The organism is Thermococcus aegaeus (assembly GCF_055393685.1).
This window is the reverse complement of record NZ_AP042464.1, coordinates 1,593,921-1,613,821: the sequence shown is the minus strand read 5'-3', so window position 1 is coordinate 1,613,821 and position 19,901 is coordinate 1,593,921. Positions and strand designations below refer to the sequence as shown.

21 protein-coding genes are annotated in these 19,901 nt (G+C 42.7%); 15 read left to right on the top strand and 6 right to left on the bottom strand.

Features of this window, described 5'->3' with window-relative positions; genetic code table 11:
• The first annotated feature begins 5 nt into the window (after positions 1-5).
• The 7 genes from ACZ5NL_RS08740 to ACZ5NL_RS08710 all read left to right on the top strand — a co-directional run bounded on the left by ACZ5NL_RS08740 (position 6) and on the right by ACZ5NL_RS08710 (position 6,715).
• Positions 6-500: a hypothetical protein gene (locus tag ACZ5NL_RS08740; protein WP_464841911.1), complete on the top strand. Its 495-nt coding sequence runs from the start codon at positions 6-8 to the stop codon at positions 498-500.
• Positions 500-2,545: an AAA family ATPase gene (locus ACZ5NL_RS08735; protein ID WP_464841910.1), complete on the top strand. Its 2,046-nt coding sequence runs from the start codon at positions 500-502 to the stop codon at positions 2,543-2,545. The genes ACZ5NL_RS08740 and ACZ5NL_RS08735 overlap by 1 nt, the downstream gene beginning before the upstream one ends.
• A gap of 45 nt (positions 2,546-2,590) precedes the next feature.
• Positions 2,591-3,013 (top strand): translation initiation factor IF-2 subunit beta, encoded by a 423-nt coding sequence (locus tag ACZ5NL_RS08730; RefSeq protein WP_004069445.1) that lies wholly within the window; start codon positions 2,591-2,593, stop codon positions 3,011-3,013.
• 123 nt (positions 3,014-3,136) lie between these two features.
• The gene (locus ACZ5NL_RS08725) at positions 3,137-4,705 is read left to right on the top strand and encodes a carboxyl transferase domain-containing protein (RefSeq protein WP_464841909.1); all 1,569 of its coding nucleotides are present in this window, start codon (positions 3,137-3,139) and stop codon (positions 4,703-4,705) included.
• Positions 4,706-4,715: 10 nt separating this feature from the next.
• Positions 4,716-5,096, top strand: coding sequence for an OadG family protein (locus ACZ5NL_RS08720; protein WP_464841908.1), 381 nt, complete (start codon positions 4,716-4,718; stop codon positions 5,094-5,096).
• A 2-nt stretch (positions 5,097-5,098) separates the two neighbouring features.
• Complete coding sequence (locus ACZ5NL_RS08715) at positions 5,099-5,575, top strand: biotin/lipoyl-containing protein (RefSeq protein ID WP_464843437.1); 477 nt, start codon at positions 5,099-5,101, stop codon at positions 5,573-5,575.
• 6 nt (positions 5,576-5,581) lie between these two features.
• Positions 5,582-6,715 carry a sodium ion-translocating decarboxylase subunit beta gene (locus ACZ5NL_RS08710; RefSeq protein ID WP_464841907.1) on the top strand — a complete coding sequence of 378 codons (1,134 nt, stop codon included), beginning with the start codon at positions 5,582-5,584 and terminating at the stop codon, positions 6,713-6,715.
• Positions 6,716-6,785: 70 nt separating this feature from the next.
• Here the strand turns inward: ACZ5NL_RS08710 and thsB are convergent, their stop codons facing one another.
• Entirely contained in the window at positions 6,786-8,432 is a 1,647-nt protein-coding gene (gene thsB / locus ACZ5NL_RS08705; RefSeq protein WP_464843435.1) for a thermosome subunit beta, read from the bottom strand.
• 187 nt (positions 8,433-8,619) lie between these two features.
• Here thsB and ACZ5NL_RS08700 point away from each other — a divergent pair, with 187 nt between their 5' ends.
• Positions 8,620-9,261 carry a YigZ family protein gene (locus ACZ5NL_RS08700; protein WP_464841906.1) on the top strand — a complete coding sequence of 214 codons (642 nt, stop codon included), beginning with the start codon at positions 8,620-8,622 and terminating at the stop codon, positions 9,259-9,261.
• On the opposite strand, the gene ACZ5NL_RS08695 is transcribed toward ACZ5NL_RS08700, so the two are convergent.
• The 3 genes from ACZ5NL_RS08695 to ACZ5NL_RS08685 are packed head-to-tail and all read right to left on the bottom strand — an operon-like array spanning position 9,262 to position 11,012.
• Positions 9,262-9,654: a hypothetical protein gene (locus ACZ5NL_RS08695; protein ID WP_464841905.1), complete on the bottom strand. Its 393-nt coding sequence runs from the start codon at positions 9,652-9,654 to the stop codon at positions 9,262-9,264. It lies immediately after the preceding gene.
• The gene (locus ACZ5NL_RS08690) at positions 9,647-10,354 is read right to left on the bottom strand and encodes a hypothetical protein (RefSeq protein ID WP_464841904.1); all 708 of its coding nucleotides are present in this window, start codon (positions 10,352-10,354) and stop codon (positions 9,647-9,649) included. The genes ACZ5NL_RS08695 and ACZ5NL_RS08690 overlap by 8 nt, the downstream gene beginning before the upstream one ends.
• On the bottom strand, positions 10,344-11,012 hold the full coding sequence (locus ACZ5NL_RS08685; RefSeq protein ID WP_464841903.1) for a hypothetical protein: 669 nt from the start codon (positions 11,010-11,012) through the stop codon (positions 10,344-10,346). The genes ACZ5NL_RS08690 and ACZ5NL_RS08685 overlap by 11 nt, the downstream gene beginning before the upstream one ends.
• 108 nt (positions 11,013-11,120) lie before the next feature.
• Here ACZ5NL_RS08685 and ACZ5NL_RS08680 point away from each other — a divergent pair, with 108 nt between their 5' ends.
• On the top strand, positions 11,121-11,444 hold the full coding sequence (locus ACZ5NL_RS08680) for a hypothetical protein (protein ID WP_464841901.1): 324 nt from the start codon (positions 11,121-11,123) through the stop codon (positions 11,442-11,444).
• A 4-nt stretch (positions 11,445-11,448) separates the two neighbouring features.
• Positions 11,449-12,114 carry a Kae1-associated kinase Bud32 gene (locus ACZ5NL_RS08675; RefSeq protein ID WP_464841899.1) on the top strand — a complete coding sequence of 222 codons (666 nt, stop codon included), beginning with the start codon at positions 11,449-11,451 and terminating at the stop codon, positions 12,112-12,114.
• On the opposite strand, the gene ACZ5NL_RS08670 is transcribed toward ACZ5NL_RS08675, so the two are convergent.
• Both ACZ5NL_RS08670 and moaC read right to left on the bottom strand, forming a co-directional pair.
• Positions 12,111-13,808: an endonuclease MutS2 gene (locus ACZ5NL_RS08670; protein ID WP_464841897.1), complete on the bottom strand. Its 1,698-nt coding sequence runs from the start codon at positions 13,806-13,808 to the stop codon at positions 12,111-12,113. The genes ACZ5NL_RS08675 and ACZ5NL_RS08670 overlap by 4 nt on opposite strands.
• Positions 13,809-13,841: 33 nt before the next feature.
• Complete coding sequence (gene moaC, locus ACZ5NL_RS08665) at positions 13,842-14,303, bottom strand: cyclic pyranopterin monophosphate synthase MoaC (protein WP_464841896.1); 462 nt, start codon at positions 14,301-14,303, stop codon at positions 13,842-13,844.
• Between the two features lie 87 nt (positions 14,304-14,390).
• On the opposite strand from moaC, the gene ACZ5NL_RS08660 reads away from it, so the two are divergent.
• The 5 genes from ACZ5NL_RS08660 to ACZ5NL_RS08640 all read left to right on the top strand — a co-directional run bounded on the left by ACZ5NL_RS08660 (position 14,391) and on the right by ACZ5NL_RS08640 (position 19,900).
• Complete coding sequence (locus ACZ5NL_RS08660; RefSeq protein WP_464841895.1) at positions 14,391-14,720, top strand: YbjQ family protein; 330 nt, start codon at positions 14,391-14,393, stop codon at positions 14,718-14,720.
• 146 nt (positions 14,721-14,866) lie between these two features.
• Positions 14,867-15,838, top strand: a complete 972-nt coding sequence (locus tag ACZ5NL_RS08655; RefSeq protein WP_464843433.1) for an ABC transporter permease — start codon at positions 14,867-14,869, stop codon at positions 15,836-15,838.
• 23 nt (positions 15,839-15,861) lie between these two features.
• Entirely contained in the window at positions 15,862-16,776 is a 915-nt protein-coding gene (locus ACZ5NL_RS08650; RefSeq protein WP_464841894.1) for an ABC transporter ATP-binding protein, read from the top strand.
• A gap of 5 nt (positions 16,777-16,781) precedes the next feature.
• The gene (locus ACZ5NL_RS08645; RefSeq protein WP_464841893.1) at positions 16,782-18,980 is read left to right on the top strand and encodes an NEW3 domain-containing protein; all 2,199 of its coding nucleotides are present in this window, start codon (positions 16,782-16,784) and stop codon (positions 18,978-18,980) included.
• Positions 18,950-19,900, top strand: a complete 951-nt coding sequence (locus tag ACZ5NL_RS08640; protein WP_464841892.1) for an ABC transporter permease — start codon at positions 18,950-18,952, stop codon at positions 19,898-19,900. The genes ACZ5NL_RS08645 and ACZ5NL_RS08640 overlap by 31 nt, the downstream gene beginning before the upstream one ends.
• The last annotated feature ends 1 nt before the right edge of the window (position 19,901 follow it).

Here is a 19,901-nt window from a genome sequence, read left to right as displayed (position 1 = left end):
AGGTAATGCTGGTTGGCAGGGCGTTGATTCCAGTTAAGGTGTTAAAATCATTTGGAAGCTGGAAAGCTGGGGATACTCCGTTAATTGAAGATTGGAAAGCCAAAGAACTTTGGGAAAGAGGTATAGTGGAGATTATAGATGAGAGCGAGAAAATCATTCGCGAACTAGAGAAGGTTATAAATGAAGAAAAAAACAGCGAGCCAATAACTTCAATTCCAGAGGGACTTTATGAAAGAGCCGAATTCTATATTTATTACCTTGAGAACTATGTAAAGACCAAGAAAGACGTTGATATAGAAGTTTTAAATGCCAAAATGACCAAGCTTTCCAATTTAAAGAAAAAGTACCAGTATCTCAAAAGGCTCCGCTTTAACAAGATAATCAATGCAATAATGTTCAGACCCGGAAGCTTAGAGATCCTAAGCAGACTCTCATTGGAGGAAAGGAGGATATACCTCCAGATATCCCAAATTAGAAATGAGTGGTTGGGTGAGAAGTGATGGACAAGGAGGAGATGATAGAGAGATTTGTGAAGTTTCTCAGAGAATATACCGATGACAGCGGGAACAAGGTTTATTTAGATGAAATAAGGGATGTGCTGACAGTTGTCCCTAGGAGATATATTGCGATAAACTGGGAGCATTTAAACGCCTTTGATCCCGAACTTGCTGGAGAGCTTATAGACAACCCCGAGGAAGTTATCCTCGCGGCTGAAGATGCTATCCAGATAATCCTGCAGGAGGAGTTCTTTAGGAAGGAGCCTTTTCTAATTCACGCCCGTTTTCATGGTCTGCCAAAGAGCTACCTTGTGAAAGAGCTTGCGAGTGAGCATATAAACAAATTCATCCAAGTTGAAGGGATAATAACAAGAATGACCGAGGTGAAGCCTTTTGTTTCCAGAGCGGTTTATATCTGTAAGGATTGCGGACATGAGATGGTGAGGCTTCAAAAACCCTACGCTACTCTAATCAAGCCCAACAAGTGTGAAGCCTGCGGAAGCAGAAACGTGGAGCTTGACGTTGATAAGAGCACTTTCCTCAATTTCCAGAGCTTTAGGCTCCAAGATAGGCCTGAAAGCCTTAAAGGTGGCCAAATGCCCCGTTTTGTTGATGTAATTTTGCTTGACGACCTTGTGGATATTGCCCTTCCAGGGGATAGGGTGGTTATAACTGGAATCTTAAGGGTTGTTTTAGAGCAGAGAGATAAGAGGCCAATATTCAGAAAGATAATAGAGGCAAACTATGTGGAACAGCTAAGCAAGGAGATAGAAGAGCTCGAAATAACACCCGAGGATGAGCAGAAGATTAAAGAGCTTGCAAAAAGGAAGGATATTGTCGATGTAATAGTTGACTCTATTGCTCCTGCCATTTATGGAATGAAAAAGGAAAAACTCGGAATTGCTCTCGCGTTATTTGGAGGAAACACACAGCAGCTTCCCGATGGGACAAGACTGAGGGGAGAGAGCCACGTTTTGCTTGTAGGCGATCCGGGAGTGGCTAAAAGCCAGCTCCTTCGCTATGTGGCGAATTTAGCACCGAGAGCTATCTATACGAGTGGGAAGAGCTCAAGCGCCGCAGGGCTTACTGCCGCCGCGGTGAGGGATGAACTGACAGGTTCTTGGGTTTTAGAGGCTGGAGTTCTCGTCTTGGCGGATATGGGAATTGCGTTAATTGACGAGATTGACAAAATGAGCGACAGGGACAGAAGCTCTATACACGAAGCCCTCGAGCAGCAGACCGTTAGTATCTCAAAGGCAGGAATTACTGCAACTTTAAATGCTAGAACTACCGTTATAGCCGCAGCAAATCCTAAATATGGAAGGTTCAATAGAATGAAGTCCCTTCCGGAGCAGGTGGATTTGCCCCCAACGCTCCTAAGCAGATTTGACCTTATTTTCGTTCTTCTCGATGAGCCCGACGAAAAACTGGACTCCGAGATAGCCGAGCACATACTTAAGGTCAGGAAGGGTGAAGCAGAGGCCGTTGCTCCAAAGATACCACATGACCTTCTTAAGAAGTACATAGCCTATGCAAGAAAGAACATCAAACCAGTGCTCAGTAAAGAAGCGATGGAGGAAATCAAGCGCTACTACGTTAAGATGAGAAGGACAATAGGGAGAGGAGGCAGTGAAGAGGGAATTAAACCGATTCCAATTACCGCAAGACAGCTTGAGGCCCTTATAAGACTCAGCGAGGCCCATGCAAAAATGCGGCTGAGTGAGATTGTCACAAAAGAAGACGCTAGGGCTGCAATTGAGCTTGTGGAGTACACATTAAGGAAAACGGCAATGGACGAAGAAGGAAACATTGACGTTAGCATCTTGGAGGTCGGAAAATCGTCAAAGAAGATCAACAAGATGGACAGAGTCCTTAGCATAATAAAGGAGCTTCAGGACTTAGAAGATTACGGAGCCCCAAGGGAGGAAATAATAAAAGAGGCAAGCAGACATGGGATAGGGAAGAGTGAGGTTGAGAAAATACTAGAAGAACTCAAAGCCAATTCAATGATATATGAACCGCGCTCAGGCTATTACAAGGTTTTGTGAAAAGGTTAATAAGGCGAAGATAGAACCTATAGCGAGGTGAGAAAAATGGAGTACGATTATTATGATTATGAGAAGCTTTTGGAAAAAGCGTACGAAGAACTTCCAGAGAATGTCAAGCATCACGAATCAAGATTTGAGGTTCCTGCTGCAGTTGTAACAATCGAAGGGAACAAAACGATAATCGAGAACTTCAGGGATATCGCTGAGGCTATGAACAGAGACCCGAATCACTTGCTTAAGTTTATCCTGAGGGAAGTCGCTACTGCGGGTGTCTTGGAGGGAAGGAGAGCTGTACTGCAGGGACGTTTTACACCATATCTCATAGCAAACAAAATGAAGAAATACCTCAAAGAGTACGTCATATGTCCTGTGTGTGGCTCGCCGGACACAAAGATCATCAAGAGAGATCGCTTCCACTTCTTGAAGTGTGAAGCTTGTGGTGCTGAAACCCCGATAGCCCACCTCTGAGATCTTTTTCACTCTTTTATTTGTGCACATGTACTCTTCTGGGCATTTTATGACTATGAAAATCCTTTTAAAGGGGTTTACAAACTACAAATTAGTTAACCAATGGTTATGGGGGCAACTCTTATGAGCATGGAGGAAAAAGTGAAGGAACTCTATGAAAAGAAGGAGAAAATTCTGAAGATGGGTGGAGAGGAGAAGGTAGCAAAACAGCACGAAAAAGGGAAGCTCACTGCAAGAGAAAGAATCGAAAAACTCCTTGACCCGGGAAGTTTTGTGGAGATAGGAATGTTCGTTAAGCACAGAAACACAGAGTTTGGTCTTGACAAGATGGAACTCCCTGCCGATGGAGTGATAACAGGATATGGAACGATTGATGGCAGATTGGTTTTTGTTTATGCTCAGGATTTCACTGTTATGGGTGGCTCTCTGGGAGAGATGCACGCGGCAAAGATAAAGCGCATTATGGAACTGGCTCTAGAGGCAGGCGCTCCAGTGATAGGGCTCAATGATTCTGGGGGAGCAAGGATTCAGGAGGGCGTTGATTCCCTTAAGGGGTATGGTGAGATATTCAAGATGAACACTATTCTGAGCGGAGTGGTTCCACAGATTACAGCTATTATGGGCCCATGTGCTGGTGGAGCAGTTTACAGCCCAGCAATAGGTGATTTTATTCTCATGGTTGATAATCCTGCAAGCTTCATGTTCATTACCGGTCCTCAAGTAGTAAAAGCCGTTACTGGAGTGGAAGTTTCTCCAATTCAGCTTGGTGGTGCAATGGTTCATGCCCAAAAAAGCGGCCAGGCTCATTTAATAGGCAAAAGTGACGAGGAAGTTTTAATGCTCATAAGGAGGCTAGTAAGCTATCTCCCATCAAACAACATGGAGAAGCCGCCTAGATATCCAACCAACGACCCGCCGTTTAGAAAGAGCGATAGGCTCTATGAGATAGTTCCAGATGATCCCAACAAAGGTTATGATGTGAGGCAGGTTATTTATGAGATTGTTGATAGAGATGCAAACGGAAATCCAGACTTCCTTGAGATACTCCCCTACTTTGCTCCAAATGCTGTTGTAGGCTTTGGAAGGATGAACGGACAAACGGTCGGAATTGTGGCAAACAACCCAATTCACTTGGCTGGCGTTTTAGATATCGACAGCTCCGATAAGATTGCACGCTTTGTCAGAACCTGTGACGCCTTTAACATTCCAATAGTAACACTCGTTGACGTTCCCGGCTATCTACCGGGAGTTCAGCAGGAGTACGGTGGAATCATAAGGCACGGTGCAAAAGTTCTCTACGCTTACTCTGAGGCAACTGTACCGATGGTTACCGTGATCCTAAGAAAGGCCTATGGTGGGGCTTACTTGGCAATGGGGAGCAAACACCTAGGTGCAGACTTTGTATTTGCATGGCCAACGGCTGAGATAGCCGTTATGGGGCCAGAAGGGGCAGCAAACATTATCTTTAGGAAGGAGATCGCCAAAGCGGAAAATCCCGAAGAGGTTAGACAAGAAAAGATACGGGAGTATAGAGAAAAGTTTGCTAACCCGTATGTTGCCGCAAGCAGGGGTTACATAGACGACGTTATCGATCCAGCAGAAACAAGAGGGAAGATAATCATGGCGCTGGAGGCTTTAGAAAGCAAGCGTGTAAAGCTCCCACCAAAGAAACACGGAAACATTCCTCTGTGAGGTGCGAAAAATGGTCACTTGGGAGTTTTTCCTTGAGGGTCTTTATATTACCATTTTAGGCGTTACGGTAGTTTTCCTAGTGCTCTCAATACTAGCCCTTGCAATGTATGGCATTGGCTACCTTGAAAGGGTGTTGATTGAGAGGGAAAAGCCCGTGGAAGTTAAGCCTTTACCTAAGGAAGAGAAAGCAGTTGTTGAAGAAAGGCCTTCAATTGAGCCAAAGAAGCTCGCTGTAATTACTGCTGCGATTTTGGCTTACATGGCAGAGAAGAACGCTCAACTTAGGCCTTTGCCGTTTAAAAAGAAACCCTCTGATGCTTGGCGTCTGTACGGTATCCAATCCCAAATAGAGGAAGTTGAAAACTTTAACTATGAAATGGGGGCATGGTGAGGATGAAAGGTAAAGTTAAGGTCATTGTTGATGGTGTTCCTTACGAGGTTGAGGTTGAAGAACTCGGTGTAGGAAAGTTCAAAGTAAGCTTTGAAGGAGAAAGCTATGAAGTTGAAGCTAAGGATCTTGGAATCCCAATGGGGGCTCTCGCTGCTCAACCCACCCAACCCGTTGCCCAGCTTGTAAGTACCCCTTCTGCACCTGTGTCGGCTCCAACTCCAGCTCCTGCGGCTCCAGTTGAGGTTCCTTCGGCGCCAGCGGCTGGTGGGAATTTGGTTGCGGCTCCGATGCCTGGTAAGATACTTAGGGTTTTGGTTGGGGAGGGTGATGTGGTTAAGGTGGGTCAGGGGTTGCTTGTTTTGGAGGCTATGAAGATGGAGAATGAGATTCCTTCGCCTAGGGATGGTGTTGTGAAGAGGATACTTGTTAAAGAGGGCGACACAGTAGACACAGGCCAACCACTAATAGAACTTGGGTGATGGAGAATGGGAATTGAGCAAGCAATACTTGACTTCTTTGCCAACATAGGTCTCTTTCATTTAACAGTCGGAAATGTGATAATGATAATTGTTGGTTTCATCCTGATGTATTTGGCCATAAGGTATGAGATGGAGCCATTGTTGTTGCTCCCAATTGGAATAAGTGCTGTATTGGTAAACCTTCCATTGACTGGTATTTTGAGTGCTGATCCAGAGCATCCAGGGTTGTTTTTCTTAATTAAGCACTACCTTATTGATACTGAAGTTGTGCCGTTGCTAATCTTCTTTGGCCTAGGAGCAATGACTGACTTTGGCCCAATGATTGCAGATCCAAAAACTGCATTGCTCGGTGCAGCGGCTCAGATTGGTGTCTTCATTGCAATGCTTACTGCAGTGGCTTTAGGCTTTAACCTTCAAGAGGCGGCTTCAATTGGTATTATCGGCGGTGCCGATGGTCCCACAACGATTTATCTAACCACTAAGCTCGCTCCCCATTTACTTGGTGCAACTGCAGTAGCTGCTTACTCCTACATGAGCCTTGTTCCAATAATCCAGCCTCCGGTTATTAAAGCCTTAACAACTCCAGAAGAGAGAAAAATCAGAATGGAACAGCTAAGACCGGTTTCAAAGAGGGAAAAAGTTATCTTCCCAATAGCTTCAATGATAATCATAGGTCTTCTTGTGCCTTCAGCAGCTCCTTTGGTTGGAATGCTCATGATCGGCAACCTTTTCAGAGAAAGCGGTGTTGTTGAGAGGCTTAGCAAAGCTGCAAGGGAAGAACTAATGAACATCGTCACAATCTTCCTTGGACTTGGCGTTGGATCAACAATGCAGGCGGAGAGCTTTCTAACTTTGAGCACTATAAAAATCCTTCTCCTTGGTGTCATAGCGTTTGCAACGGCAACTGCTGGTGGGGTATTGTTGGGTAAGCTCATGATGAAGCTTAGCGGTGGAAGGATAAACCCAATGATCGGTGCTGCCGGTGTTTCAGCAGTTCCAATGAGTGCTAGAGTTGTTCAAAAGCTTGCTGCAAAAGAAGATCCGGGTAACTTCATACTAATGCACGCAATGGGACCAAACGTTGCTGGGGTTATAGGAACGGCAGTAGCTGCTGGAGTTTTGCTATCAGTCCTAGGTTGACTTCTTTTTTAATTTAGAATTTCTCAAAATTTTTAATTTTCTAAATTGAAAGAAAAGTTAAGAAGAGAAATCACATCATACCGGGCATTCCGCCCATTCCACCCATTTCTCCTTCTCCACCTTTACCTTCGCTCTTTGATAGCTTTGCGGCAATGACGTCGTCGATTCTGAGTATCATTATTGCAACTTCACTTGCACTCTTGATTGCTTGTCTCTTAACCCTAGCTGGCTCAATGACGCCTCTCTCGAGCATGTCAGCTGGTTCCCCAGCAAAGACATCGACACCAATTGCTTTTCCCTTGTTCTTGTGTTCGCTTATGGCTTTAACGAGAACATCTATTGTGTCTAGTCCGGCATTTTCGGCAAGGGTCTTTGGAATAATCTTTAAAGCCTCAGCAAATGCCTCAACCGCAAGCTGTTCCTTTCCACCTACTTGCTTTGCAAACTCATCGAGTCTAATGCTGAGCTCAAGCTCTGTGGCTCCTCCACCTGGCAAGATTGCACCATCTTCCATTACATCTTTGACGACTTTTATTGCGTCTTCGAGGGCTCTCTCGACTTCATCAACGACGTGCTCTGTTCCTCCTCTAATGAGGATTGTGACGGCTTTTGGATTCTTGCAGCCCTCAACGAAGATCATGTTCTCCCCAGCAACTTTCCTCTCCTCAACAAGCTCAGCGTAGCCAAGGTCTTCACTTGTTAAGTCTTTAACGTTTGTGACGATTTTTGCGCCTGTTGCTTTAGCAAGCTTCTCCATGTCGCTCTTCTTGACTCTTCTAACTGCTAGAATTCCTGCTTTTGCGAGATAGTGCTGTGCTAAATCATCAATACCCTTCTGGCAGAACACAACATTGGCACCAGTAGCTGCTATTTGCTCCACCATCTCTTGGAGCATTTTCTCCTCCTGCTCAAGGAATGCGTAGAGCTGGTCTGGGCTTGTGATGTTTATCTTTGCATCTGTCTCGGTCTTTTTAACCTCAAGCGCATCGTTTATGAGGGCTATTTTTGCGTTTTCAACTTTCTTCGGCATTCTTGGGTGAACTCTCTCCTTGTCAATGACTACACCCTTGATGAGCTGGGTGTCTCTGACACTTCCACCCTCCTTCTTCTCAAGCTTGATGTTATCAATATCTACTGTATATGTTCCGTTAATCTTCTCGGCAACCTGTTTAACTGCCTCAACTGCTAACTTTGCCAGAAGCTCTTTGTGGCTTTCAGCGTTTTTACCGGTTATTGAAGTTGAAGCTATTTTTGTGAGGGTTTCCTCGTTGTCTGGTTCAACTGCGATTGCCATGTTGTCAAGTATCTCTTGAGCTTTTTCAGCTGCAAGTGTGTAACCCTTAATAATTATGCTCGGGTGAATGTTTTGATCCAAAAGCTCCTCAGCCTTTGCCAAAAGTTCGCCTGCAATAACAACGGCTGAAGTTGTTCCATCTCCAGCTTCCTTGTCTTGGGTCTTTGCAATTTCGATAATCATTTTGGCTGCTGGGTGCTGAACATCGATTTGCTCCAAAATTGTTGCTCCGTCGTTTGTGATTACTATGTCTCCAAGGCTGTCAACAAGCATCTTGTCCATACCCTTGGGACCAAGGGTAGTTCTTACGGTTTCTGCTATAACCCTAGCGGCCAAAATGTTCAATCTCTGGGCATCTCTTCCAACGTATCTTTGAGTTCCTTCTGGAAGAATAACAACCGGCTGTCCACCTTGTCCTACCATCATTTCAATTACCTCCATTTGTTAAACAAGAGCCTTTCGTTAGTGCTCTATAAAAAAGTTTCTACTTAAAAGGCTGAATTTAACGAAAAATTTTGAATAATGAGCAACAAATAAGCTAAAGTTTTGCCTAAATTACAAGAATGAAAACACAAAAGATTCTTAAGGAGGTTTTTGCCTATTTCCCCTCATGGATGGATATAGGACAATTAAGGGCTTTGGGAAGGTTGAAAAGCTCTATGTAGATTCTCTCTTTATTGGCTATGCTATGCCGGTGAAATCAGAAAAAGAGGCTAAAGAGTTCATTAGGAGAGTTAAAGAAATCCACTCAGATGCAACACATAATGTTTCCGCTTATCGGGTTAGGGAAGGAAACACACTTCTCGTTCACTATGATGACGACGGAGAACCGAGGGGAAGCGCTGGGAGGCCAGTTTTCAAGGTTCTTGAGTACAAAGACCTGGAAAACGTCGTGGTTGTCGTGACGAGGTATTTTGGTGGAACAAAACTGGGCTATGGAGGTTTGATCAAGGCATACAGTGAAACAGCGAGCGAAGCTCTTGAAAAGGCAGGGATAATCGAGATTATTAAAAAAGAGCCCGTTGAAATAGTCTTTCCATACAATCTTTATAACTCAGTTGAGAAAGCTCTCAAGAAATTCGAAGCGGAGATTTTTGAGAGAGAATTTGGTGTTGAAGTTAAATTCGTAGTTGGCATTTTACCGGAGAAGAAGGAAGAGTTCATAAATTATGTGAATAAAATTACCAAGGGGAAGGCAAGAATAAGGGAATTCTTGGACTGGGGAAGGGGAATTGGGAAGAGAATAGGTTGATTATCTTTCCAGGGCATTTATTAATTCCTTATTATCTAGCTTTTTAATGATTCTGAGCTCCAAAGCATGTTGGAGAATAAACTCTGGAACCTCATTATCAAAAAATGCTCTTATCCCTTTTCTTGGTATGTAAAACGCGTAAACCCTTGTTGTTCTACTCCCACATTTCCCTCTTGCAACCATGAATCCCTTTTCGGCGTTTACTCTAACAATTTCCCATGAAAAAGTCTCAGCTAGGGAAAAGAATGCCTCGAAGAGCTTAGCTTTAGCCTCTTTCAAAGATTTGTTCACAGCCTGTCTTGAAATTCCAAGGCTCTCTGCTATCTCTATCTCTCTCATTCCCTTAGCTCTCATAGCCCAAATTCTTTCCATGCTTTCCGGGAGCCTAATCATCACTTAAAACCTCCATGATTGCTTTGATGGCTTTTTCCACTTTATCTCTAGGAGCATTAGAGGTTAAGAGATATTTACCTTTCCTTGTTCTCAAAACGATGTAATCTTCGGTGTCGATATCGTACACTATCCAGAGAGACAGCACAATTAAGAATGGTATCATTGGAACCAATTCGACTTCATAGCTCTTGATCCATAGAAGAAATGCACCGGCGATAGAAATAGCTGATGTTACGAGAAGTTTATGAGCGGTTTTTCCAAGGGGCACTGCCATTGAAATCAGTATAGAGCTCGAGAATACAATGAATCCAATAACTCCCATATAATACCCTGGCAGGAGGCTCTTCGGAAATGTAAGATAACGATATAATGCATAGATGAGTGTGCCTATATAGACGATTCCAATTCTGGGAAAATACATTAAAAGAACTCCTCTTTCTAGTCTGTTCAAAACTAAAATCTCCTCAATCTCCTCTCCTTTGAGCTTTATGGGTAACAATCCAAAGGCATATTTGAGAATTAATGTCTTATTTTCAATTTTGGCTGATACTCCCCATGAGGCAAAAATAAGGATCCACCCAGCAATCCACATCCACCAGGAGGAGAACTCCATACCTCCTAGTATTAGAACAAAGGAAAGAATGGCTATTAATGATGGGATTCCACCAAAATTTGAGGGTCTGACACCTTCAAGCTTCATTTTTAACACCCTCAAAAGCTTTGATAATTTTCCTTCCATCCAGGCAGCTAATTACAAAAGTCTCCTTCTCTGTGAATATTATCACATAATCAACCATTACGTAAAAGACCATAAAAACCAAGAATGTCAATGCCAGTAGTATTCCTAAACCAAGGCTCTCTCCTATTAGAATGGATACACCTATTGCTCCACCCAAACTTGCTAGGAATATCTTTCCAAAGTTTTCTCTTAAAACATAAATCGGTACGGAGACAAGGAGGAGAAAAGCAATTAAAAAAGTAAAGATCCATGCCAGAAACGCTATGGGGAGCTCTGTCCAAGAGGTAGCAGTAAACAGCATAAACAAGAGAACGAGTGAAAAACTAACTTCCTTCCAGATACATTTAAACAACGCTACTCCTTTGAGCTCACTTGCAAGCATTACTTCTTTAATCTCATCTAATTGTATTCTGGTCTTTCCGATTGTATATTTTAGTGTTAATGTGCTGTCTTCAATTTCTACTCCCCACCCAGAGGAGAGGACAAAAAGTGCCATAGCAGCCCAAATGAATGTGATACTGTCTTGAATCAGGACCATAAAAAGACATGCAATTGCTAGTATCCCGAAAATCCGAGAGATTCCCTCAGAAGTTACAGGGGATGCACCCTCAATCTTCATCTCCTTCCCCCAAGGCATTACTTTTTTGTCAACTAATGTAAGTTGACATGGTATTTAAGATTTCCGGTAACCCATGAAACTTTAATACACGAAATGCCCAATACTCCAATGGGGATAAAAATGAAGGATGTTGAGGTCTACACTGTTGAAGATTTTGAGAAACTCAAAGAGCTCATAAAAAACGTTGAGAAATACAACCTTCTGGATGTCGAAGTTCAGAATAGAGCATCACTTTTTGATGAGATGCTCAAGAACAAAGATGAAAGGCTTAAGTACGCCATCGAAAAGCTTGAGGAGAACAGAATTGATGAGGCAAAGGCTGTGATAAGAGATGATAAAGTTATAGTAACTTTAAAAATTGAAGATGTTATTTCAATCAGGTTCATATTTAGGGATAGTAGTGTTCTCAATGAACTGGGAATCACAAGGTGATATCATGAAGCTAATAAAGCAAGGAGCAGAGGCAAAGATTTACATAGCAGGTTTTGAGGAATTGTACTTCCCGTTTAATAAGGAAAAGGTCATAATAAAGCACCGCATTCCAAAGCGCTACCGCATAAAGGAAATAGACGAAAAACTCAGGAAGGAGAGAACCGTAAGAGAGGCAAGAATCCTTCACAGGGCAAAGCAGTTTGGAGTTAATGTTCCCTACGTGTATGAGGTTGATTTAAAGGACATGAAAATAGTCATGGAATACATTGAGGGTGAAAGATTAAAGGAACTCCTGGAAAAAATTTCCATGGAAGAACGCTTAAAACTCTGCAGGGAAATTGGCAGACAAATAGGAAAGCTCCACGAAGCTGGAGTGGTTCATGGCGACCTAACAACTTCAAACATGATCCTTAGAGAGGGAAAAATTTACTTCATCGACTTCGGCCTTGCGGAGTTTGATTCTACGCTTGAAGCTCAGGGGGTTGATCTTCACCTTCTCAGGAGGGCCATGGAGAGCACGCATTACAAGTGGTTCGAGGAAGGATTTGAAGAAGTTCTAAAGGGCTATGAGGAGGTTAGAGGTTCAGAGAAGAGAAAAGAGGTTGAAGCAAAGCTCGATGAAATTGAAAGTAGAGGGAGATACAGGGAGAGGAGCTGGGTTAAAGGCTAGTTTCTGAAAGCCCTCCAAACCTTCTCAAAAATTTCCTTCTCCTTTCCGCGCTTTTTCTTTGCTAGTCTTTCAACGATAAGCTCGGGAGTGCTCTTTCCAAGCTTTCCAAACTTGGGCTGTCTATCCACTATCAAGTTGAGATTCTCATCCAGCCCTTGAGCTTCAATTCCATCAACCCTGGCAAAAGGCAGCTCTCTCTTCAAATCATCTCCTAAGTGCGAGACAATAACAACGTAAAAGCCTTTCTCATGCGCTATCTTCAAAAGCTCGCCAATTATCTTCACAGCCGCACCGGGCTCGGTTATGGCCTCAAACTCATCTATGAGAATTAGCTTTTTACCATCTTTTATGAGGGAGCGAGCAAAGGAGCGGAGGGCAGTTTCAAAGGCTCCTGCTCCATAAGAAGAGCGCTTTCTCCTGAAAAAGAAAAGCTCATCTAACGGTTCTACCCAAGCTTTTTCCGCTGGAACTGGAAAACCCATGTGGGTAAGAATAGTTATCTGAGTAATAAGCTCAAGCAGAGAGGTCTTCCCACCACTGTTCGCCCCCGTCAGAATCACGATTCTTTCTCCTTTTGTTTCCTCAAAGCTCACGATGTTCCCAACGAGATAGCTAACTGGCTGGGGATTTTTTATGAAGAGATGTCTTCCATTTATGAAACCAACCCCTCCGCTGGCAACCTCTGGAAAGACAAAGCCTTCGGTAAACTCTTTTACAGCCCTTAGGAATTCCAGTTCATAAGCCCTTTGGAGCTCCTCTTTTAATCTTGGGATTAGGGGCTTTATTTTTCTTAAAATTTCCCGACTCGTTAAATAGGCCTCAACTCTTGTTTCTTTCTCTAGCTCTGCTCTCAGAAACTCGATTGTCTCTGCAGAAACTTCCACCGGATATAAGTTTTCTCTTGAAAACACTTCTGCATCAAGATTAAATAATTCGCTGAGACGCTCTTCGCTTTTTCGTATTTCTTTCAGAATTTCATTCTCAACTTGGGAGAAATGGGAGAATATTGCCTGGTAATTTCCCTCTTTTAGTTCTTTTAGAAATTCTAAAAGCTCTTTTCCACTTAGTGTTAAGCTGAATTCCTTTAGTCTTTCTTCAATCTTAGAGTTTAACTTTTGCTCTTCTCTTCGAATTATCTCGTCAAGGTTTTCCAAAAGTTCTCTCCTTTTTGCAACTGATTCGAGCTTTTTTAGTTCTATTAAGATGTCTTCTGCAACAGAATGGGAGTTTAGTAGTCTTCCTATACTAGCAAGGGCTTTGAGAGTTTCTCTATTTTCCCACAGAGGCATTATATAGAGTTCTGGGGCTATTTCGCTAATGGAGAGCTCCACTTCGATACCATAATCAGCCGTGCTTAGTATTAAGTCATACCCCTCCTCTGGCTCCAGAGAGACATCGCAGATGTTAAGGCGTTTTGCTCTCTCAAGTTCTTCTTCGCTAACTACAAGAAGCCTATCATGAAGGTATTCCTTTCTAAACCTTGCTGGCTTTATTTTTGAAAGGAACGGTTTGAGTTCTTCCCTAATTTTTGAAAAACCTTCTTGCAGATACTTCTGCCTCCTTAGTATTTCTTCTCTATTGCTTGTTGGCGAAAATTTCTCAAGATATGCCAGGCTTTCTTTGAGCTGAATTCTCTTTTTTATCTCATTTTTTATGCCCTTGTATATTTCTTTCGCTTCACTGTTGAGCCTCATCTCTTAATAAACCTCTGGCAGATTTTATAAACTCTACTCCTTAAGTTTCTCCACGACCTTAATCTCTTCAATTTTTGTGAATGGGTATTGGCCGTTAGCATCTTTTTCTACGGCCTTAACCATATCCCATATTGTAAGGAGAGCAACACTGACACCTGTTAGTGCCTCCATTTCAACACCGGTTTTGTAGTAAGCTCTCACCTCACATGTTGCCTCTATATAGTCTTCTCCGAAGTCGAAGGATATGTCCACCCCAGTGAGTGGAATTGGGTGACATAGGGGGATAAGTTCAGGAGTTCTTTTTACAGCTAAAATTCCCGCAAGCTGTGCAGCAGCTATCACGTTCCCCTTTTTTGTTTTTCCTTCTTGGATTAGTTTGATGGTCTCAGGTTTTAGTCGTATTCTCCCTTTTGCCACGGCCTTTCTGAAGACTACATCTTTATGCCCAATCTCAACCATTTTCACACCTTTTTCATCGACGTGTGTGAGCTTCATTTTCTCACCCCTTCTATTATCCCAGAAAAGTATTTAAGCTTTAGAATATAAAATTACCTCGAAGTTCGAAGTATTTGGGTGGTGAATATGGAGGAATTTCTTCTTTCCACAACGGAGAATGTTCCGGGGTATAGGGTAGTCAAAGTTCTTGGAATTGCAAGGGGAGCAACCGTTAGGGCAAAGCACCTCGGAAAAGATATACTGGCGGGTTTAAGAAACATTGCTGGGGGAGAGGTGAAGGAATACACCGAAATGCTTGCAGAGGCTAGAGAAATAGCCCTTCAGAGAATGATTCAACATGCAAAGGAAATGGGGGCTAATGGAGTTATTGGAGTTAGATTTATGACTTCAGCAGTCGCCTCTGGGGCGGCAGAAATTTTTGCTTACGGTACCGCTGTTGTATTGGAAAAAGAATGAATGCTTGTTCTTTACTTTTCCATTTAACAATTCTCTCGATTGCCGGTTTGCTTCCTTCCATTTTACTCTGTTTTTTGAATATCGAATAAAACTTAAAATAGTAATAGTTTTAAGTATGTGAGTTGCTATCAGAATTGGTGATTAGGATGAAGGCGATAAATATTGCAGTGAAGGATTTTGAGGTCGGCGTCAAAACAAGGAAATTTCAAATAACGGCGGCGCTATTTGCAGTACTCTCCTTGGGGATGATCTACAGTTCAAAGAAACTTGGGCTAAGCACGGATTTGTATAAAACACCCTTCCAAATGCTTTTCCTCTCAAGCTTCTCCAATGCCTTCAACTACTCAATAGCCTTGATGGGCATCCTTCTAGGAGCAACTGCAATAAATGAGGAGAGAGAACGGGGAACCCTGAGAGTAATTGCATCAAAGCCTATATACAAAGACCAAATACTTATTGGAAAGCTTTTAGGGGGAATTTTAATCCTTGGACTATCTTTGGCGTTGTTTTATGTTCTAACGGTGGCATTTTCCTTGATTTTGGGCGTTCCGCTCACCAAAAAGGATTTAACGATGTTTTTGGCGACTCTTCCTTTTGGCTTGCTCTATGGGATGAGTTTTCTGAGCTTGGGAATTTTGATCTCGACCTTTATAGGAAGATCTAAGAACGCTGTTGTAATGGCGGTTTTTGTTTTTGTATTTTTCAGCTTTCTTCTTTCGGCAATCGCTGGTGTAGTGGCATTTGCCATCGTTGGGCTTCCACCTGTTCCAAATCTCCCCGACAATGCAGTAAACCTTACTGAAGAACAACTTGAAGAGTTGATCATCAAAGACCCGGCTTACCAGCAGTGGCTGAGTGAACTAGCGGCAACTACAGAGAGAATACTCTATGTTTCTCCAAACTATCACTATCAGGAGATCATTAGAATACTGTTCGGTGGAAAACCCCAAATAAGTGAAGTGATCTCTGCTTTAGCTTACGAAGGGGATATAGTTGAAGATAGATCCATATCTGAGAGTTTGGGCTTAGTTTGGGAGAATATTCTGGTATTGGTTCTAATTTCTTTTCTTCTTGTCCCTATTTCGTATGTAAGGTTCCTCAGGATGGAGGTTAGATAAGCAAAGAGTGTTGGGGTGGTAGTATGAAAGCCATAGAAGTCGAAAACCTAACCAAAAGCTACGGCAATTTCAAAGCCATTGATGAATTGAGCTTTGAAGTTTATAGCGGAGAGATTTTTGGGTTTTTAGGTCCAAATGGAGCAGGCAAGACAACTACTATCTTGAGCATGCTTGGGCTTATAATTCCCGACAGAGGAACTGTAAGGATACTTGGAAGCGATGTTTTCAGAGAGCCTATAAAAGTCAAAGAGAAAATCGGCTTTCTCCCGGAAAATGCAACTCTATATGAGGAATTGACAGCATGGAGGAACTTGGAGTTCTTTGCTAACTTTTACAACTTTCCAAAACAGGAAAAAGAAAAGCGCATTGAGGAACTTTTAAAGCTCGTTGGGTTATGGGAGGCGAGATACAGGAAAGTCAAAACCTTTTCGAAGGGCATGAAGCAGCGGCTTTTGTTGGCTCAAGCGTTAATAAACGATCCCGAAGTCCTAATACTGGATGAGCCTACGAGTGGCCTTGACCCCGAAGGGGCTTACTTGGTAAAGAATATCGTTAGAGAAGAACGCAAAAACGGAAAGACGGTGTTTTTCTCATCTCACATACTCAGCGAAGTAGAAGAGCTCAGTGATAGGGTTGGCATAATAGTCAAAGGAAAGCTTAGGGCACTGGGCACCCTTAAGGAAATAAAAAGGGAATTCATGGAGCTTCAAGGATACGAGATAAAGGTTGAGACAAAGCAAGTACTCCCAGAAATTGAGCTTTCTGAGGTTATAAGTATTCAAAGAGTAAACGCGAATAAGGCAATTATATTTGCGAGGGAGGATATTAGGGAGCAGTTGTCGGAGCTTCTTGCGAGGAAGGGGGTAACAATCGTGAGCCTTGAGGTTGAAGAGCCGAGCCTGGAGGATGTTTTCTTGAGGACCATTTACAAGAGGTGAGCCCAATGAAAAAGAAAGCTTTTACTATTGTTTTTCTCTTCTTGCTCTCAGGTTTTCCCCTTATAAATGCCCAGCCTTGGGTAACGGTGTTTGAAGGTAGGATAAAGATAGGGGAAACCATAATTGTGGGGAATTATAAAGTAGACGTGACCTTGGAAAAGAACGAAATGAGGCCGTATGCAATAATCTACGAGAATGGAGAAATAAAAAAGATAGTTGGACAGGGAAACCTCACTGACGTTGGTAACATAAGAATTGTCCTTGGAAGCTACAATGCTGAAAATGAAGACGTCTTTGTTTTATTGCAGTATAAGCCCTCCCTAATCAGAGGGGTAGCCCCTGAAAAAGCTGCCTCATTTGAAGTAGGAGATTATTTTCTAAAGGTAATCGAATCAAATGATAAAAGCGTGTTGCTGAGCATAAACGGAGATGAAATAGAAGTAAAGGCAAAGTCTGTCAGAGTTTATGACAAACTTCTCCTGAAGTACACTGGCAATGTTTTGGAGGTTTACTACACCAATGTTGAGGTTGAAAGAGAGGAGAGAAAAGATTATGAAATATATTACCCGTTTAGAGAATTAAGGGTGGAAGCAGGCGATGAAGTTCAAATTCCGGTGGAAGTTAGGAACAGAGGCAATGAGGACTTAAGGTTGAGGTTAAAAGTTCTCTCAAAGCCTCCTAACTGGGACGTGAAAGTTCTCGATGGAAGTGGGAAATATGAGGTTGGTGAAATAGCTTTAAACTCGAAGAGCTCTGCTGTTCTAACCCTTTTTATAAAAATTCCTGAAAATGCAAGCGGGACAAAGGAAATTCGCTTTGCAGCTGGTAAGGAGATGGGAGAAATCACTCTTGATGTGGCTAAAAATGAGGGCATTGATGTTATCATCCCCCTGCTCAGCTTAGAAAGCGAAGCAGGCCAAAGCGTTACATTTCCAATAACCCTAAAAAATAAGGGGGATAAGAAAGTTGTAATGCTGGAAGTAAAAGAGAAGCCTGCAAACTGGAACGCCTATTTTGTCATGGGTAATCAGAGAGTTAGGTCTTTTCTTTTGGAAGAAGGGCAAGAGATGACCCTTTTTGTGGAAGTCCCAAGAAATGCCGAGGTTGGTGAACATAGGATAAGGTTTTTGATAAATGGAATAGAAAAGAATGTAAGCGTTTTTGTCTACAAGACGCACAAAGGAGAACCAGCAAAGCTGCTTGTAAGTGTTAAGGATGAAGATGGTAGCTTTATCCAAGGGGTAAAAATTAGTACTGGAAATAAAACTGTCTTAACAGACAGCTATGGAAAAGCTAAGATAGAGCTTAAACCAGGTGATTATAGGATTTTCATGGAGAAAGAGGGGTATGAAACGGTTGAAAAAGAAGTTACACTTGAAGATGGAGAGGAAAAAACCTTGGAGATAACCCTGATGAAGCTCCCCCACTACTTCGAGCTTGAGGGAAGCGGAGACACAGTTGCAGTTACGGTTGGATCCATAGGAAGATACGAAATGACAATAAAGAACTTGGGAAAGGAAGAAGATTCGTACTCGCTTTCGACTTTTGATGTTCCGGAGGGATGGTCAGCTGAATTTTACTATACAGAAAGTCCCATCAGAAACATAAAGGTCCCCTCCGGAGAATCCAAGGAAGTTGCTTTGAGAATAATCCCACCTTTCAATGCCCGGCCAGGAGAATATAATCTAACGATTGCTGTTAAAAGCTCCTCTGGACTAGAGAAAAGGATAGCTCTTGTTGTGAAGCTTATAGGGGAATACAGATTCGAGATGTATCCAGAGACACCGATGGTGAACATTAAAACCGGCAAAGAAGGAATTATTTATCTTTCCCTTGAAAACACTGGAACCGCTCCAATAACGAACATAGAATTTGAAGTAAGTGCTCCTCAAGGATGGGACGTTAAGGTTACCCCTCAGGTAATTCCAGAGCTTAAGGCGTCATATTTCGAAGATGGCATTGTTGGAGTAAAGAGGACAGGAACAGGGCAAACTCGCCTGACAGTTACGATAAAAGTCCCTGAAACAACCCCAGCTGGGACATACCAAATAACGATTACTGGAAAGGGAGATCAAGCCCAAGCTAGCACCCAGATTACGGTTAGGGTAACGCGGAGCTCTAATACCGCGTACATCGGGATATTAATACTAGTGCTAACATTCGGGGTTGTAGTATGGATGATGAGGAGGGTGGGCAGGAGATGAAGGTGCTGAACATTGCAATGAAGGAAGTATATGTCTCAATAAAAAGTAAAAGGTTTGCAATACTCCTTGGCGTTTATGTTTTTCTCCTTCTTCTACTCTCTTACTCTTTGAAGGACAACCTAAGTGAGCTGACTTCTCCCTTTGTTGAAAGTCTATCAATGGATCCATTTGGAGTGAGAGGGGATGTCTTTGCTACACCGCTCTCGACCGTGCTTACCCTCAACTTCACGCTCTTCACAGTAATAGGGGCTATTCTAGGAGCTTCTCTTGGGGCAGATGCTATAAATAAAGAGGTTGAAAGCGGAACTATAAAAATACTCCTTGGCAGTCCTGTTTACAGGGATGAGATCATAAACGGAAAATTCCTCGGCAGTGCATTTGTTTTGGCAATCACAATCACTGTGGGATATGCATTTATGATCGCTTTTCTCCTTATCAATGGAACTTCACTTGATGGAGGCTCGATCGTGAGGGGATTTGTTGTGTTTCTTTTGACACTTCTCTATTCATCGGTCTTTTTGAGCCTCTCCCTCCTTTTCTCGACACTCTTAAAAAAGCCTGAGACGTCTATGCTTATATCACTAAGCTTGGCAGTCTTTCTAACGATGATATATGGACTGGTAGTTCCATTAATAGCCCAACACTTTGCTGGAGAAATGCCACCTTATGGAACGCCTGCTTTTGGAATGTGGGAGGGGAACTTCGAACTCTGGAAGCAGAGATTGCACTTCATAAATCCTGCCCATCACTATGCGGCCTTAGTTGTGGCAGTTTTTGCTGGGGATAAAATAGCCAACTACTATGCTCCCCTTGGAGATTCCTTAATTCTAGTACTCAACAATCTCTCAATGCTTCTGATGTTCCTGCTCCTCCCGTTTGCCTTTGCTTACGTTAGGTTTATGACAAGTGATCTCAGATAAA

Coding starts and splice junctions, on each gene's coding strand:
- ACZ5NL_RS08640 (WP_464841892.1), top strand. CDS start 18,950: ATGGATGATGAGGAGGGTGGGCAGGAGATGAAGGTGCTGAACATTGCA.
- ACZ5NL_RS08735 (WP_464841910.1), top strand. CDS start 500: ATGGACAAGGAGGAGATGATAGAGAGATTTGTGAAGTTTCTCAGAGAA.
- ACZ5NL_RS08655 (WP_464843433.1), top strand. CDS start 14,867: ATGAAGGCGATAAATATTGCAGTGAAGGATTTTGAGGTCGGCGTCAAA.
- ACZ5NL_RS08710 (WP_464841907.1), top strand. CDS start 5,582: ATGGGAATTGAGCAAGCAATACTTGACTTCTTTGCCAACATAGGTCTC.
- ACZ5NL_RS08690 (WP_464841904.1), bottom strand. CDS start 10,354: ATGAAGCTTGAAGGTGTCAGACCCTCAAATTTTGGTGGAATCCCATCA.
- thsB (WP_464843435.1), bottom strand. CDS start 8,432: ATGGTAGGACAAGGTGGACAGCCGGTTGTTATTCTTCCAGAAGGAACT.
- ACZ5NL_RS08700 (WP_464841906.1), top strand. CDS start 8,620: ATGGATGGATATAGGACAATTAAGGGCTTTGGGAAGGTTGAAAAGCTC.
- ACZ5NL_RS08725 (WP_464841909.1), top strand. CDS start 3,137: ATGAGCATGGAGGAAAAAGTGAAGGAACTCTATGAAAAGAAGGAGAAA.
- ACZ5NL_RS08685 (WP_464841903.1), bottom strand. CDS start 11,012: ATGAAGATTGAGGGTGCATCCCCTGTAACTTCTGAGGGAATCTCTCGG.
- moaC (WP_464841896.1), bottom strand. CDS start 14,303: ATGAAGCTCACACACGTCGATGAAAAAGGTGTGAAAATGGTTGAGATT.
- ACZ5NL_RS08680 (WP_464841901.1), top strand. CDS start 11,121: ATGGGGATAAAAATGAAGGATGTTGAGGTCTACACTGTTGAAGATTTT.
- ACZ5NL_RS08675 (WP_464841899.1), top strand. CDS start 11,449: ATGAAGCTAATAAAGCAAGGAGCAGAGGCAAAGATTTACATAGCAGGT.
- ACZ5NL_RS08650 (WP_464841894.1), top strand. CDS start 15,862: ATGAAAGCCATAGAAGTCGAAAACCTAACCAAAAGCTACGGCAATTTC.
- ACZ5NL_RS08695 (WP_464841905.1), bottom strand. CDS start 9,654: ATGATTAGGCTCCCGGAAAGCATGGAAAGAATTTGGGCTATGAGAGCT.
- ACZ5NL_RS08660 (WP_464841895.1), top strand. CDS start 14,391: ATGGAGGAATTTCTTCTTTCCACAACGGAGAATGTTCCGGGGTATAGG.
- ACZ5NL_RS08740 (WP_464841911.1), top strand. CDS start 6: ATGCTGGTTGGCAGGGCGTTGATTCCAGTTAAGGTGTTAAAATCATTT.
- ACZ5NL_RS08670 (WP_464841897.1), bottom strand. CDS start 13,808: ATGAGGCTCAACAGTGAAGCGAAAGAAATATACAAGGGCATAAAAAAT.
- ACZ5NL_RS08730 (WP_004069445.1), top strand. CDS start 2,591: ATGGAGTACGATTATTATGATTATGAGAAGCTTTTGGAAAAAGCGTAC.
- ACZ5NL_RS08715 (WP_464843437.1), top strand. CDS start 5,099: ATGAAAGGTAAAGTTAAGGTCATTGTTGATGGTGTTCCTTACGAGGTT.
- ACZ5NL_RS08645 (WP_464841893.1), top strand. CDS start 16,782: ATGAAAAAGAAAGCTTTTACTATTGTTTTTCTCTTCTTGCTCTCAGGT.
- ACZ5NL_RS08720 (WP_464841908.1), top strand. CDS start 4,716: ATGGTCACTTGGGAGTTTTTCCTTGAGGGTCTTTATATTACCATTTTA.